The organism is Deferrisoma camini S3R1 (genome assembly GCF_000526155.1).
Lineage (GTDB): Bacteria > Desulfobacterota > Deferrisomatia > Deferrisomatales > Deferrisomataceae > Deferrisoma > Deferrisoma camini.
The window spans coordinates 2,284,024-2,300,906 of record NZ_JAFN01000001.1 but is presented as its reverse complement, the minus strand read 5'-3'; the positions used below and the strand labels follow the sequence as shown (position 1 = coordinate 2,300,906).

Sequence of the window (16,883 nt, the reverse complement as noted above, 5' to 3'; positions counted from 1 at the left end):
CCGGCCCCCTCGGTATTCGGTGGCAGCGCCACGGAAGGCTCCTGTGCGCGCTAGGCGGAGAGGAATCGCAATGGGATTCGGAGTTGGATCCATGGGATATCTTCGGAGCGCGGGTTGGTTCGTTGTGGCCGCCGTCCTGCTGGTGGCGGGCCTGGCGACGGAGAGCCGGGCCACGCACTACCCCCCGGGATGGAAGTGCTACGAATGCCACGCGGTGAGCGCCTCCAAGATCGTCCCCGGCACCCACCTGATCAAGCAGAGCCAGAAGACCTTCGACCTGGGGATCACCTCCACCGATCCCACGATCCGGTGCCTGTTCTGCCACGAGGCGTTCCGCTCGGCCTCGAACCCCTCCGGAATCGCGCGGGACCGCATGAAGGGGGTGGATCACCTGTTCGGGGCGGGGGCCCTTTCGAAGCACCCCATCGACGTGACGAAGAGCACCTTCACCCAGGACGCGACGGCCTTCGACTGCCTCGACTGCCACACCGTGAGCGGGTTCGACACCACGAACCCGGCCAACCCCAACATCCACGGCGTGGACGCGTCCCAAACCCTGCTGGCCGTGAACTCGACCCTGGTGGGTGCCCCCGCCGACACCTCGGACGCCGAGATCTCCACCAAGACCTGCCAGAACGCCAACTGCCACGACGCGGACGGCGGAACCCTGAACGGATACACCGCCCCGCCGAAGCACTCGGCCTCCAACGCCAAGCTCAGCCTGAACGACGTGGCCGTGGTCTCAGGGAGCGCCGACGCGGACGCCTCGGGCCAGATCTACTGTACCAAGTGCCACGGGGCCCACGGCAGCGTGGACGGGGAGGCCCTCCTCGTTCTCCAGAACACCTCGGGGAACAACGGCCAGGCTGCCACCAACCAGACGGTGGCCCTGAACGAGTGTGACGTGTGCCACACCCAGGACGAGAACGGCGGGCTCACGGACAACTACTACGCCTACGGCCACGGTAGGATCCTGGGTGGATGCGACACGTGCCACGAGCTGCGGCACGACACGAACGGCGACAACGCCTTCGACCCGGCCCCCCGGCTGAAGGCGAACCTGGCGTTGGACACCACCGCCGGGACCTCCACGTTCGGCACGAACTTCTACGGAAACTGCCGGGCCTGTCACCAAGGCCACGCGGCCCACACGCCCACACCGAACGCGGGAGGGGACCCGGGTACGGGACGGAGCGCCGGGTGCATGGACTGCCACGACCAGCACGGAACCACAGCGGCGGACACCACGTTCCAGAACGACACCATGATCCGCCGGACGATCCAGGGAGAGGATGCGCAGCTTCCGGGCGACCTGGCCCTGATCGGTGCCCCGCCGCCGGACGGCACGGGCGACACCTACGACGGCGACTGGTTCAACCCGGGGGCAGGGAGCCCGGCGGTGACCACCGGGGTGTGCGACAACGTGGCGTGCCACACCTCGCTCACCACGGACCTCCAGACCGACCACAAGGGCGGCGCGTTGGCCGACACCACCTGCGCCACCGGGCCGGGGTGCCACGCCACCCATCTGCAGGCGGGCAAGCAGGGGACCACGATGGGGGCGGCCTCGTGCGACGGGTGCCACGGGTTCCCGCCGACCACCAATGCCCATCAGAAGCACGTGGACACGGCCGGGTTCGCCTGCGAGGCTTGCCACGGAAAGCTCGGGGGGAGCGGGGGCACGAGCCACAACGAGACCGGCATCGCGGACAAGACCGACTTCGACAACACCTGGGCCACCAGCCCGGGCACCATCCGCAACAACGTGGACATCGACCTGCCCTACGACGGCACGAACCCCAACGGCGCGTACAGCCTGGCCAAGGGGAGCCGCCCCAACGACACCACCACCTACGGCACCTGCACGGCTCTGTACTGCCACGGCGACGACACCACCCTGTTCCCGGCCGCGAGCCAGGGGACGGACACCACGCCGGTGTGGAACGATGCGGCCACCGCGGCCTGCGGCACCTGCCACGGGGCCACGGCTACGGCCCCGCCGGGGTCGAACGCCCACCCCACCCACGCCGGGAGCACCGGCGGGTACTCGTTCCCCTGCAACACCTGCCACGTGAACACCACGGCCGACGGGGTGAGCGTTATCTACCCGGCCCACGTGAACGGCCAGGCCGACGTGGCCTTCGACACGGCCGAAGCCCGGCTGGACGCGAACAGCGCCTATGCAGGCGACGCGGCGGTGGGCTCGGGGTACGGGGCGTGCTCGAACACCTACTGCCACAGCCAGGGGCTCGATCGGACGGCCCCGTTCAACGGAACGAACACGGCCCCCCGGGTCGCGGCGTCGTGGGACTCGACCACCGTGGACTGCTCTACCTGCCACGACTTCGGCCCATCGTATGCCAACGACACCGCGATCGAGGCGGGCACCAAGAAGAACAGCCACCCGAAGCACTCGAACTACGGCTGCCAGACCTGCCACCAGCCGACCACGACCACGGGCACCAGCATCACCACCCCAGCCCAGCACGCGGACGTGACCTTCGACCTGGCACCGGACACCGGCGCGGGCGTGAGCTTTACGGTGAGCACCGTCGGGGATCTCACTGTGCCCACGAGCTGCTCGAGCATCTCGTGCCACGGGGGCGGCAGCGCCACCTGGGGCGGCACCCTGAGCTGCACCGACTGCCACCTGGGCACCTCGGACGTGGATGACTTCACGTACGACAACGGCACCACGGCCGTGCTTAGCTCGGACGAGTGGGGCTTTTCGGGCCACGGCAAGGCGTCCGGCTCGTACGATGTGTCGCTCAACGCGGCGGCCGCGTTCTCCGGGCCGGCGTCGGACCCGGAGGGGTGTGGCTACTGCCACGACTTCGGTGTGACCCACGGCACGGCCGCGAACCCGTTTCGGCTGGCGAACAAGGGGACGCTGGGCCGGGGGACCACGGAGGACGGGGGCTGGAACGACGTGTGCCTGGTGTGCCACAGCACGGCCGGGTCCGGGTACGACCCGGACGGGGCGAGCACGGGGTACGCGAGCATCAACTCCACCCTGAACGTGGACGCGAACCACTACGGCGCCAAGCACGACCAGACCACGGACGGCGGAGCGTTCTGCTGGGACTGCCACGACCCGCACGGCGACCGCACGAGCGGCGGCACCGGCAACATCTACATGGTGCAGAGGGCGGTGACCCAGGTCTCGGACGGGACCTACGGGGTGCCGCAGACCACCGTGACGCCGACGTTCACGAACAACACCACCGGCACGGACTACGCCAAGAGCGCGGCCCCCTACGACGGGATCTGCCAGGTGTGCCACACGACCACGGCCCACTACACCTCCACCTCGGGCGACGGCCACAACAGCACGAGCCGGTGCACGGACTGCCACAAGCACACCAAGGAGTTCGGGGCGTCGTGCATGCTGTGCCACGGCACGGATCGGACCACGGATCCCAACGCGCCCCAGGTGCTGTGGGAGGACGGGAGCGCCACGGGCAAGACCACGGTCTACGGCTCCCACCTGAAGGCGTCGACCGGCGAAACCCTGTCGGGGGCGACGGACTGGGATGCGCAGTGCAACAAGTGCCACACGGGGCACTCGGGCCCGGTGACGGTGCCGCTGCCGCCGACGAGCTGGAACAACCGGGACGACGGCTCGGGCACCACGATGAACATGCAGACGCAGCTGGGCATCGACTACACCCAGCACGGCGGGATCTTCCTGGGCGGCACGGCGACGAGCGGCACGACCGAGGCGGAGATCTGCTGGAACTGCCACGGCACCAACGACCAGATCAACGAGTGGGGGACGAACGCGGATACGAACGGGACGAGCTGGCCGGTGGTGCAGATCCCGGACGTGAACGGCAACACGGCCGGTTCGTACAACTACGGGTGGCTGTACTCCGACTCGGGGTGGACCACGCTCACCCCCTACTGGGTGGATGCGTCTGGCAACGGCATGTACCGCAAGGACGGCTACCAGCACGACCCCAACACCACTCCGAGCTACGCCCTGAGCCGGCGGATCTCGTCGGTGCACTCGGTGGACTTCACCGTGGGCTCGAACCCGGGCTCGAGCGTGGCCAACAACGTGGACGGTAACGGCAACGTGATCCGCACAACGGGGGCCCAGACCCTGGAGAGCAGCGCTCAGATCCGGTGTTCGTACTGCCACGACGTGCACGACCTGAACAAGGCCGTGAACGACACCCAGTCGGGCCGGCCGCACCTGCGGGGAACGTGGATGGGGAACCCCTACCCCCCGGACATGCCGCCGTTGAACGGCTACACGTACCCGACCACCGGCGGGCCGGGTCCGCTGAGTGTGGGGAACCGGTTCTCCACCACTCAGCCGACCAACCTGTCCTTCAGCGACGCCGTGCCCAGGCTGTGGGCGGACGCCACCTCCCGGAACAAGGGCGGGTACTTCATCGACGCCAACTCCGGCCGGCCCACGGACGATCCCAACTACGACACCCTGGCCGAGACGGCCGGGCTGTGCACGCTGTGCCACGGCTCGGACGTGGACAACATGGACTACTACATTGGCTCGAACCTATGGCGGGGTCCCAACGGCCATTCCAACTCGACCCTCGGAGGAACCGGAATCAACGGTGTGGACCTGTTCGACGCCCGTCGCGGGCAGAGCACCTGGCTGTTCATGGCCCACCAGGACGGGGTGAACGTGTTCGAGTACGGGAACAACAGCGGGGCGGACAACAGCGGACCGTTCGCCGGGGATTTCAGCAACGACAAACCGGCGGAGAACGGTGGCGAGTTCGCGCCGCCCCGGAACACTGGGTGGTACGGCGGCACGCCGGGGAGCACGACAAAGGGGAGCCAGTACTCCGTGTGGTACAGCGCAGGGGGTGTGGGCAACGACGGGGTGAACCCCACGGCGCACAAGTTTACGTGTTCGAAGTGCCACAGCCCCCACGCGACCGGGCTGCCGGCGCTTCTGATCACGAACTGCCTGGATAAGAACGTGAGCAACTGGAGCACGGTGAACTCGGACCCGAGCATCCAGCAGGCGAACAACTGCCACCGGAAAGAGAGCAACAGCACGGGGTGGAACCGGCTGGCGCCGCAGCAGTGAGGTGGAATCGATGCGGGTGAGGCGCACTGGAGCCGACCGCTCCAGGAGTACAACGATGAAGAAGCAAGGATGCTCAAAAGGGATCGCGCTGGCTCTCTTGTGTCTGGGCCTGTTGATGCTGGCCCAGGCCGTGCCGGCCTCGGAGGCGGTGCGGGAAGGGTTCGAGAAGGTGGAGGCGGCGGGTACGGTGAAGGGGTGGGACGGAGAAGGGTGGTCCTACCCGGGCACCAATTTTCGAGTCCGGAACCCTGTGCGGGTAGAGAGGCGGGTCCCGTTCCAGAGGGCTGCCCGGGGGGTGATTGCGTTTGATCTTCAGCGTGTGGATGCGGATCTGGAGAGAGACCAACGCAGCGTGTTTTTGCTGGAGGATGCGGCTGGCCAAAAGCTGCTACTTGTCCAGATCGACTGGACATCGGTTTACGATCCAACCCTGCCGATGCTTCGTTTGACGGGAGGGCCGTACTTCGAAGAGGGAATCGGGTGGTGGAGCCCGTGGATCCTGCTGGACGAGCCGGTGGAGGCGGGGCAGTGGATCCACGTGGAACTGACATGGGACGACGATGCCTCGAAGTACGAGCTGTACGTGAACGGCCGGCTCCAGGACACGACACCCAAGTTCTACGACGCGGTGCAAAAAGATATCGATCCGGATCCCCGGCAGGTCACGAACCAGGTGGAGGTTCGGGAGGGCCGGCCGCCGCGTTACGTGCCGCACCGTTTCGGGGACCTGCTGGAGCGGGCGAAGACCCTCCGGTTCGGGATCAACTGGAGCCCTGGGGACGAAGAGGCGACCTCACCGCTGGCCAACGCGGTGCTGGACAACTTCGTGATCGCGGTGGGGGAGGCGGCGGTGCCGGTTTCGGCGGTGCACGGGCCGGAGTACGACCCCCGGGACCTGCGGGCGTCGGTGGGGCCGGAGGGGGTGGAGCTCACGTGGGAGCCGCCAGAGAAGCGGGGGGTGAACCAAGGGTACTGGGTGTACCGGCGAGAAGGGGCGGGTCGATTCGAGAAGCTCACGCCGGAACGGGTGTACGACCTGACCTTTACCGACACCACGGCGGAGCAGGGGAAGACCTACCGCTACTCGGTGACGGCCGTGTTCGGCGACGGCAGGGGCGGGGACGTGGAGAGCAAATACCCGCCCGAGGTCACGGTGACCGTGGCGGACCTCGCGGTGGCGGAGCTGGGGGCGGAGAAGGCGCTCTACGGCGCAGGCCAGGAGATCGGCGTGACCCTGCGGGGCGCGGCGGACAAGACGGCCACGTTCACGATCGAGGGGCTGGCCGCCGAGGTGGCCATGACCGAGGTGGACGACGGTGTGTACGTGGGCAAGGTGGCCGTGCCGGAGGGTGCGAACGGCTCCTTCGCCCTCATGGGCACCCTCACGGATCCGGCCACGGGCGAGGCGGCGAGCCTAGAAGGCCCGACAATCACGATCGACACCACGGCTCCGGACCCCGTGCCGGCGGGGCGGATCCTGGCCACGTCACCGTGGCCGGGGGAGATCGAGGTCACGTGGGAGGCGAGCCCTTCGGCCGACGTGGACCACTACGAGATCTATCGGGGCGAGGGGGCCGACCCGGATCTGTCTGCCGATCCCTACGAGAGCATCCGGAAGCTCTCGTTCACGGACACCGCCGTGGTGGCGGGGCTGGAATACCGTTACGCCGTGGTGGCGGTGGACCGGGCGGGGAACCGAAGCGAGGCGAGCGACATCGTTTCGGCCGAGGCGGTTGCGGGCGAAGGCCCGGCCATCACCGGGGTCACGATGGAGCCCTTCGGAAAACCGGTGAAGCCCGGCGAGAACGTAACGATCACGGTGACGGGCCAGAGCGGGGCCACCGTGACGGCGGATCTCGGCACCCTGGCGGCGGGTCTTCCCCTGACGGAGGCGGGGCGCACGGGCCGGTACACGGGCACCTACACCGTGACCGACGCGGACGTGGGCCCGACCAAGACGCTGCACCGGGTGGTGGTGCACGTGGCCGACGCCTACGGGTCGTCGGAGCGTGCGGGGCCGGAGCTCGCGGTGGTGGGCCTGGACGCCCTGAACGACACGACCCCGCCGGTGATCGCATCGGCGGAGAACGACTTCTTCTCGGTGGCGGGCTTCAGCGGGAGGCTGGTGGCGGGGGACGTGCTCACGGTGACGATGAAGGGGGAGGCGGGAGGGTACGCCTCGTTCTCCATCGAGGGCGTGGCCGCGGACGTCCCGATGACCGAGGTGGAGCCGGGGACCTACCGGGGCGCCTACACCGTGGAGTGGGACGACGAGGGCACCGAGGTGCCGGTGATGGTGCGGCTGGCGGACGACGCCGGGAACGAGACCACCCAGGCGGCGGGTCGGCCGGTGAGCTTCGACACCCGGGTGCGGCTCGTGGTGACGGCGCGGGACACGCTCTTGCCGGCGGACCGGAAGAGCACCACCCGGCTCGTGGCCAAGGCCGTGGACGCCAACGGGGACGAGGTGTCGGGGCACGAGCTGGCGCTGACACTGTCGACCACGAGCGAGTACACGGGCGTGGTGGGCGGGGGACGGATCGAGGGCAAGGAAGCCCGCATGGAGGACGCCGACGACGTGGAGGTGCGCTGGGGGGGGGTGACGGACGCGTTTGGTGAGGTGACGGCGACCTACACGGCGGGGTTTGCGGCGAAGACCGCGCTGATCGTCGCCAAGGACCTGACCACGGGGGACGTGGGCGCGGGGTGGCTCCACACCTACGTGGCCTCCACGGTGGCGATCGAGCTTGTACCCCGGGCGCGGAAGGGCATGGAGGACCGGGCGGTGCTGCGGGTGACGGCGGAGCCGGCGAAGCTCACGGCGGACGGCCGCTCGACGAGCCGGATCAAGGCCCTGCTGCTGGACCTTCAGGGGAACCCCATCGAGGGGGCGCGGGTTCGGTTTGCGCTGGGGAACGACAACGGGCGGCTTAGGGTGCTGCGGGGGGGGCGCACGGACGGGCGGGGGTTGGCCGAGGCCGAGTACCGGGCGGGTACCGCGATCGGCACGGTCACGATCACGGCATCGGCCAAGGAGTGGGGAGTGACGGGATCGGTGCAGATCGTCCTGATGAGCGACGCCCCGGCCAAGATCGACCTGGTGGCGGAGGCCGAGCGGCTTCCGGCGGACGGCCGAAGCGAGACGGGGCTTTCGGTGCGGGTAACGGACATCCACGGCAACCCGAACCACGAGGTGCCGGTGGCGTTCACGGTGCTGCGGGGCGATGGGGAGGTGGGGCCGGCCACGGTGCTGACAGACCGGAACGGGGAGGCGCGGGTGGTGTTTCGGGCGGGGCGGCGGCCGGGCACGGTGGTCGTGGAGGCGCGGCACACGAGCCGGGAGCCGACGGACGCAGAGTTGCGGCGGATCTACGGGACGGTGTTCGTGCCGCGGCTGGAGGAGCGGCAGGAGCGGGACCGCATCAAGGTGTCCGAGTGGCTGGTGGAGCCAGGGGACGAGGTGGAGAAGGGGGAGCCGATCGTGATCCTGGAAGGCCGGAAGGCCAGCTGGACGCTCACGGCCCCTGAGAAGGGGGTGTTCGTGCGGCGGGTGAAGCACCGGCGGGACCGGGTGGAGCTGGGCGACACCCTGGGGTACGTGGAGATCGACGAGGACGTGTGGAAGGACGAGTACGTGGGGACGTTGGGACGTTAGGACGTTGGGACGGGGGAACGTCACCCGTCACGCGTCACGGATCACCAGTCACCCGTCACGGATCACTCGTCACCGATTCAACCAACCGAGGCAGAGTCGATGAGTCGAAGATTTTGGGTCGGAGCCATCGTGGTGGGGTGGATGCTGTGGGCCGGGCCGGCCCTGGCCACCCATTATCCGCCGGGGGCCCTGTGCTACGACTGCCATGCCGTGAGCGCGGGGAAGATGGTCGCCGGGACCCATCTGTTGAGGGCATCGCAGAAGACCATCGATCTGGGCATCACCGACACCGATCCCACGGTTCGGTGCCTGTTCTGCCACGAGGAGAACGCCGTATCCGTGCAGAACCGCGACCGGATGAAGGGCGTGTACCACGACTTCGACGCCACGTCGTTGTCGAAGCACCCGGTGGACGTGACCAAGGGCACGTTCGCCCAGGACTCCACGGCCTTCGACTGCCTCGACTGCCACACCGTGTCCGGCATGACCGCGGACGGGGCCGGAAACGCCAACATCCACGGGGTGGACGCGTCCCAGACCACCCTGGCCGTGAACACGACCCTGATCGGAAACCCTGCGGACCTCTCCGACGCGGAGCTCTCCACCAAGACCTGCCAGAACACCAACTGCCACAGCGCCACCGGCACGACCCTCAACGGCTACTCCGCGCCCCCGGCCCACGGGGCCGACAATACGAAGATCACCCTGAACGACGTGGCCGTGGCCGAGAATCCGATCTACTGCACCCGGTGCCACGGCAAGCACAACTCGGTGGACGGGGAGCGTCTTCTGGTGCTCCAGAACACCTCGGGCCACTCGGGCCAGCCGGCCACCAATCAGACCGTCAATCTCACCGAGTGCGACGTGTGTCACACCAAGGACGAGAACGGCGGGCTGACGGACAACTACGGCCTGTACGGCCACGGAAAAATGGGGGTCGGATGCGACACCTGCCACGAGCTGTCCCACGACGTGGACGGGGACGGGGTGTTCGATCCCGCGCCCCGGCTCAAGGCCACCCTGGCCGAGGACACCACGGCCGGCACGTCCTCCTTCGGCACCAACTTCTACTCCAACTGCCGGCACTGCCACGCCGGCCACGCTCCCCACACGCCCACTCCGGCAGACGGGGGTGACGCCGGCACCGGCCGCAGCGCCGGATGCCTCGACTGCCACGACCAGCACGGCACTACGGCCGCGGACTCCACCTTCCAGAACGACACCATGATCCGCCGTATGCTGGCAGGGGAGGACACCCAGCTCCCCGACGACGACGTCAAATACAACGGCGACTGGTACCTTTTCGGGGCAACGAACGGAACCTGTGACAACACCGCGTGCCACAGTGCCATTCCCTCGGGCCAGAGCCTCAACGACAACGGCGCGGGGGGCACCAACCACCTGGGGGGGCCGCTGACCTCCACCACCTGCGCCTCGGGCACCGGCTGCCACGACGGGCACAGCTCGTCTACGAATTTTGCCGCGGCCCAGGCCTGCGACACGTGCCATGGGTTTCCTCCGAGCGCGTCGGACACCCACCCCGACAACCCGGACGCCGTGGGGGTGCACGACACCCACGTGAACAAGATGGGCTACGGGTGTTCCGAGTGCCACTACGGGAACAACCACAACCAGAGCGGGTGGGGCTCGGACCAGGGCACCGCCGTGCCCTCGGCCAACGTGGAGGTGGCGTTCAACCCTGCGTTCAACCCGGACGGCACCTACGACACCGGCACGAACACGTGCTCGAACCTGACCTGCCACAACCCTGACGACCCTACGATCGGGATCACGGGGAAGGGGGACGGGGGCCAGACCACGCGATCCGCGCCCGTGTGGATCGACGCATACAAGACCACGGCCAGCACCGAGACGACCCGGAACGGGTATCCGGCCAACGGTGGGACTTGGGAGATCGGCGACACCGGGGAGGAGTGCGAGGCTTGTCACCTGAACTCGCTTTCCTCCAATCCGGACGGCGGCAACCACTACGCCCACGACAACCCCACGGCGCCCCAGAAGAACTACCCGTGCCGCACCTGCCATGCGGGCGAGGACTCCACGAACAATGCCTACAGCCCCGACCATGCCAAGGGAAGCCTCACCGATCCTGCGCTCGTGAACTTCGACCTCAGCCAGGCGGGGCTTCCGGTCACCGGCACCGAAACGTTCACGAACGCGAGCTCGACCTGCACCAATGTGTATTGCCATGGCGCCACGCTCAACAACGGAGGGGTCACCCAGTCGCCGGTGTGGACGGACGATACCACCGGGGACTGCGGTACCTGCCACGGGGTGTTCGGGGATCCAGCGAACGCATCGGTTCCGGAGAAGGCGGTTACTTCGAACAACCATCCGACCCACTACACCGCGGCTCACGGGCCGGCGATCGTGGAAGGGCACGGGGGCACGGCTCCGGGCTGCAGCTCGTGCCACAACAGCATCGCTGACTTCTCGGCGGACTGTTCCCCCTGCCACGGTTCTGGGAGCGAGGGGGCACTGGGACCGGGGGCGACCACGCCCAGCCCCACCCATGTGGATGGCAACGTGGATTTCGTGGGCGACGTGCAGCTCGCCGCGACGAGCGCTTGCGACAACTGCCACTCCACGGCCTCGATCAACGGTCAGGTGGGCCGGGATCTGGCCAAGAGCTACTGGGCCACGACGAACACGATCCCGTGCGTGAACTGCCACAACGGGACCGACCCGGGGACCTCGCTCGCCGACGGCACGGGCCGCACGGCCCCCGATGTGCTGGGCGACGACACCACCTACGGGGCCGAGGTCACCGGGCACAACCTGGCGAGCGGTACGTACGCTGGGTCAGGCAATCCAGCCGCCGCAAAGGTCTGCGACGACTGCCACGACACCGCCTCGACCCACGTGAACAACGCCGACGACACCACCTTTGCGGGCAACCGTCTCCGGGCCACGGTGAACACGGTGGCCACCGGGTCGACCGTGAGCGGGCTGTGCGGGGCGTGCCACCAGACCACGGTCGGCACGCCCGCCCAGGCCCAGGTGTCGAGCCACGGCAATCTGAACACTTCGTTCACCTCGGGCACGACCCACGATGCCAACGCGGAGAGCTTCGCCTACAACTGCGAGGCCTGCCACGAGCCCCACGGCCTGACCCAGAACACGGGCGGCAACGCGAACATCTACATGATCCGGCCGTCTGTGGAGATCAAGAACTACTCGGAGCCCACAACGGGTGCCGACCGCACCACAACGGTCTCAGTGGTGTTCGAGGCGAAGACGGGGACGAACTCCTTCGACGACGGGCTGACTCAGAACGACAACATGTGCGTGGCCTGCCACATCGACGCCAACCGTCCGGGCAGCTCCACGGCCATGACGAACACCGACGGCAACCACATCGAGCTGAACGACTACACCTCCAACGAGCAGGGTAACGACTGCACCGGGTGTCATTCCCACGACTACGACTCGGACGCCGGCGGCACGGCCGACGGGTTCATGCCGCTCCAGTGTGACGGCTGCCACGGGTTCCCGCCGGCCACCAACGCCCACGCCAAGCACGTGACCACTGCAGGGTTCGATTGCGGCAAGTGCCATCAGAACGCCGGCACCCACAACGAGACCGGCGTGACCAACGCCACCGAGTTCAACAACCTGATGAGCACGAGCCCGGGCACCATCCGGAACAACGTGGACGTGGTGTTCGATGCCTTGAACCCCAACGGGACCTACAGCTTGGCCAAGGGAAGTCGGCCCAACGACACCACCACCTACGGAACCTGTACCACGCTGTACTGTCACGGGGACGATGCAGCCACGTTCCCAGCGAACAACGGAGGATCCGACACCACGCCCGAATGGAACAACGCCAGCACCGGAGCCTGCGGCACGTGTCACGGAGCCACGGCTGCGGTGCCGCCCCGGAGCAATGCCCATCTGAAGCACACCTCGGCCAACGAGTACGGGTACGGCTGTAACCTCTGCCACGTGGCCACCACGCCGGACGGGTCCACGCTCAACTACCCCACGCATGCCAACGGCGCGGCAGAAGTGGCGTTCGACACGAGCGACCCGCGGCTCGACGCGAACAGCACGTACAACGGCGACACCGCTGTGGGGTCGGGCTATGGGGCCTGCACCCAGACCTACTGTCACAGCCAGGGGAACGACCGGGTGCCCCCGTTCGGCGAGTTCACCTACACGCGCCAGAAGGGGGTGAGCGGCACCTGGACCCCGATCACCTGGGACAACCCGAACGGCTCGTGCTCCAAGTGCCACGGGTCCAGGCCGGATTACGCCGATCTCCAGGACATCGACGGCACGCCTAAGGGGAACAAGCACGAGAAGCACGTGGGCGAGAACCTCTACTCGGACTGCGGCGCATGCCACTACACCACGGTCAAGGGCAAGGGCGGCGGCTTCAACCCGGCGACCCACGTGAACATGCAGTACAACGTGGACGTGGACCCGGCGCTCACCACGGCGGATTTGGGGTACTTCACGTTCACCGCCGGGACGGGGGGGGTGAACGGCACGTGCTCCACGGCCAACTGCCACGGCGGCCGCAGCAACGTCGCGTGGGACTACGACGTGGCCACCAACGGCAACTTCACCTGCGACGTGTGCCACGCGACCACCGGCGGGGCGGCCGCCACGGCGGACGTGAACGACTTCCTTTGGGACAACACCGGGGCCCAGTCCAAGATCAACCAGACCGACTACAACTCTTCCGGCCACGGCGCCAAGGGGCTGGCCTGTGCGGCGTGTCACGACAGCACCGTGCCCCACAACTCCTATACCCAGGCCCTCCAACCCCACACCTTGGACGGGACCAACCCGTTCCGGCTGAAGGATCAGGACACCGGTACGGCCGGGGTGCAGTTCTCGTGCTCGTACACCGGCACGGGGTGCCACGCCTCGGGCACGATCGGGCCGGCCACGGGGCTCGACATCTCCACGTTCAAGACCCATTCGTCTGCAGAGATGTCCAACTCGGGGTACACGCCAAAGTACACGTGGAGCTTCGCGCCCGAGTGCGTGAACTGCCACGATCCCCACGGAGACGGCTCGAATCTGTCCATGGTCCAGCGCGAGCTTTACGACAAGGCGCAGTTCGGCCTGCCTGCCGGCCCGCCCCCGGCGGAGCCCACCGAGCAGACAGGACTTGCGTTTACCGACGATACAACCGGCCAGAGCACGGCGGGCACGAGCTACGCGGACAGCGACGCCCCGTACTCGAGCATCTGCCAGGAGTGCCACGAGGGCACGCCCGGCACGGACACGCCCTACGTATTTGTGGACGACACCAGCGCATCCGGTGGCAGCCACCCCGGCGGCACCGGAAACCCGGGCGATTGCTCGGACTGCCACCCGCACAATAAGGCGTTCAGCCCGTCATGCACCGGGTGTCACGGCGATCCCGCGGCCGGAACCTACTGGCCCGACGGCACGGCCACCCCGGACCGGGCGGGCCGCCACGCGAAGCACATCTCCCGTATCGCCGGGAAGCTGGGGTATGCCAGCCCCTATACCGATGCGCAGCAGAAGGAGATGTGCGCTTACTGCCACGAGGATCCGCGGGGCTCTTCGTTTGCGACGCTGCACAACAACGGCACCGCCAACGTGACCGGGTACGTGGACCCGATCTGGACCACGATCGTGGTGGGGACGGAAAGCACCGACACGGATGCGGCGTACGACAACGTGGCCGATACTTGTGCCACGGTGGACTGCCACAACAACAAGCTCACCACGGACAATACCTTCGGCTGGTACGATACCGGCACCAGTACCTGCACCATGTGTCACACGCCGGGAGGCCATGCGGGCGGGTTCGCCAATCCCACCACGGGGCTTCACGATGTGGTCCCCACGGTATCCGGAGTGCAGCACGACGACAGCTTCCCGTACAACGGCGGGACGAGCACGGCCGACTGCACCACGTGCCACACGACGACGCCGTCGAGCGCCCACATGGACGGCACGGCCGACCTGAGTGCACCCACCATCCAGTTCGCGGCGGACGTGGGGTTTACCGACGGTACCCCCCCCACCTGCGCTCCCAGCCTGACAGGGTGTCACCTGGAACAGACCGTGGGTGAGAGTTGGTCGCGTCTGTGGCACGAGAATGCGGCGGCAACCACGGGGGCCGAGTGTGCCGGGTGCCACGGCGACTGGACGAACGGGTGGAACGCAGGCGTGACGCATCGCACCGACAGCGGTCCGAGGGCCCATGCCACGGGTACGAACTACGAGTGCAAGGACTGTCACGCCTTGGAGGCAAGCACAGGGTACATGTTCACGAGCGGGACGGGTGACTGGAACCAGGCCTCTGGAGAGACCTCGAACCATGGAAACGCCCAGATCACTCTGAACTCCAATGGGACCTCGTTCGCTCGCGACGGGGCTGGCCTGTCTGGGTGCAGCGCGTGCCACGCGGCCTACGACGGCGCCGTACCGGGCAAGCACTCCTTCGTCACAACCGCTTGGACGTTGGAGACGGTTTCCGGGGACGTGCCGAGCGTCAACTGCGGCTCGTGCCACGACGACGGAGGCGCGAGCGGCGCGCCGCAAGTAAACGCGACGAGCTCCCACACGGATGCAGATGGGGCTGGCACCACATGGGCGGCCGGGGACTGCTCAGCGTGTCACAAGGGGCATGTCGGGGCGGCTGGGGGGGTTGACATTCCTCTTCCCCCCACGAGCTGGAACAACCGCAGCGATGGCAGCGGTCAAAACCTCAATATGCAAACCCAGCTCGGTATTGATTACACCTCTCACGGGGGGATCCACCTGGGGGGTAGCGCCACGAGCGGCACCACCGAGGCGGAGATCTGCTGGAACTGCCACGATAGCAACGGGGTGTCGGAGTGGGGGGTGAACAACAACGCCAACACCGGAGGGCTCTCCTACGACTACGGAAGCCTGGATGTTTCCAATTGGACCATCGCGACCTGGACCAGCGCGGTGCCCGAATTCTCATACAAGACGGCAGCCATCCAGTCCACCCACTCGGTGAATTTTACGAACGGCACGGCCGCTGTGTCGGGCACTCCCTACGCGACCGGAGGGATGAGTGAGACCGTGGACAACGTGGCGGACATCCGGTGTAGCTACTGCCATGACGTGCACGACCTGAACAAGGCGAGCGGCGATACCGTTTCGGGGCAGCCGTATCTGCGAGGTACTTGGAAGGGGAACCCGTACAACGAGGACGGGGCCCCCCAGAGCAGCATGGACGGAAACTGGACCGGGACGAACCGCTACGGTTTTGTTCCCCGCGGCAGCGCGGATCCGAACAACAACAACGGGGTGGGGGGGTACTGGATCGACCAGAACAGCGGCAACCCGAACAACGGGGAGACCCTCTCGACCACAGCGGGTCTGTGTACCCTTTGCCACGGCACGGACGTAGACAACATGGACTACACCACGGGCGAGGGCCTTTGGGTGGGAACCAACGGCCACTCCAACGCGGTGATCGGGGGAACAGGGGCGCAGGCGGTGAACATCTTCCGGAACACGTGGCGCGGTGGCAATGCGAAGCCAGCGGGAAGCGGAAGCGATCAGTCCATGGGGCTGGCCGAGGAGACCGGCAGGGGGTACTCGTACAGGGGTTCGTGGGGCTACGGCTACAACCCTCCCACCAACCCCGCCTCCCGGGCTTATGCGTACAAGAGTTTCGAGTGGGGCACGAGCGCCGGCGGAAGCACGCCCAAGATCGCGACAGGCACGGTCGAGTTGACGGTGGACGATACCACTCTCCAGATCCAGTTCCATACGTTCAACTGCGGAAAGTGCCACAACCCCCACGCGTCCCGGCTGCCGAAGCTGATGATCACCAACTGCCTGGACACCAATCACAACACTTGGCAGGACCTCTATCAGATAGATACGAACTCGGGATCGCTGACAAACGGTGAACGGTTGGCAAACTGGACGACGTCCCAAAACTGTCACCGTCGGGGGCCCGCAGAGGCGACTGGCGCGGGCGGCTCCGGAACGAAGTACGGGCCGGGGTGGAACAAAGTAACCCCCTGGTGAGAGGGGAGGCTCGGAGGCTGGCATGAAGACCGTCCGATGGATCGCGGGTCTTACGGCAGCTGCGGTGATTTGTGCCGCAGCTGGGTCGGCTGGGGCGCGGGTGGTGCTGGACGCCCGCAATGCCTCGGTCCGGTTTGA

Annotated in this window: 3 protein-coding genes; all 3 read left to right on the top strand. The window is 67.4% G+C overall.

The features are described from left to right. Positions 1 to 91 precede the first annotated feature (91 nt). The 3 genes from DEFCA_RS0110050 to DEFCA_RS0110040 all read left to right on the top strand — a co-directional run bounded on the left by DEFCA_RS0110050 (position 92) and on the right by DEFCA_RS0110040 (position 16,745). A complete protein-coding gene (locus tag DEFCA_RS0110050; RefSeq protein ID WP_025322892.1) occupies positions 92 to 5,065 on the top strand; it encodes a CxxxxCH/CxxCH domain c-type cytochrome in 4,974 nt (1,657 codons plus the stop codon). A 55-nt stretch (positions 5,066 to 5,120) separates the two neighbouring features. Continuing rightward, positions 5,121 to 8,720: an Ig-like domain-containing protein gene (locus DEFCA_RS24150; protein ID WP_025322891.1), complete on the top strand. Its 3,600-nt coding sequence runs from the start codon at positions 5,121 to 5,123 to the stop codon at positions 8,718 to 8,720. A gap of 99 nt (positions 8,721 to 8,819) precedes the next feature. After that, on the top strand, positions 8,820 to 16,745 hold the full coding sequence (locus DEFCA_RS0110040; RefSeq protein WP_084319052.1) for a CxxxxCH/CxxCH domain c-type cytochrome: 7,926 nt from the start codon (positions 8,820 to 8,822) through the stop codon (positions 16,743 to 16,745). Positions 16,746 to 16,883 lie beyond the last annotated feature (138 nt).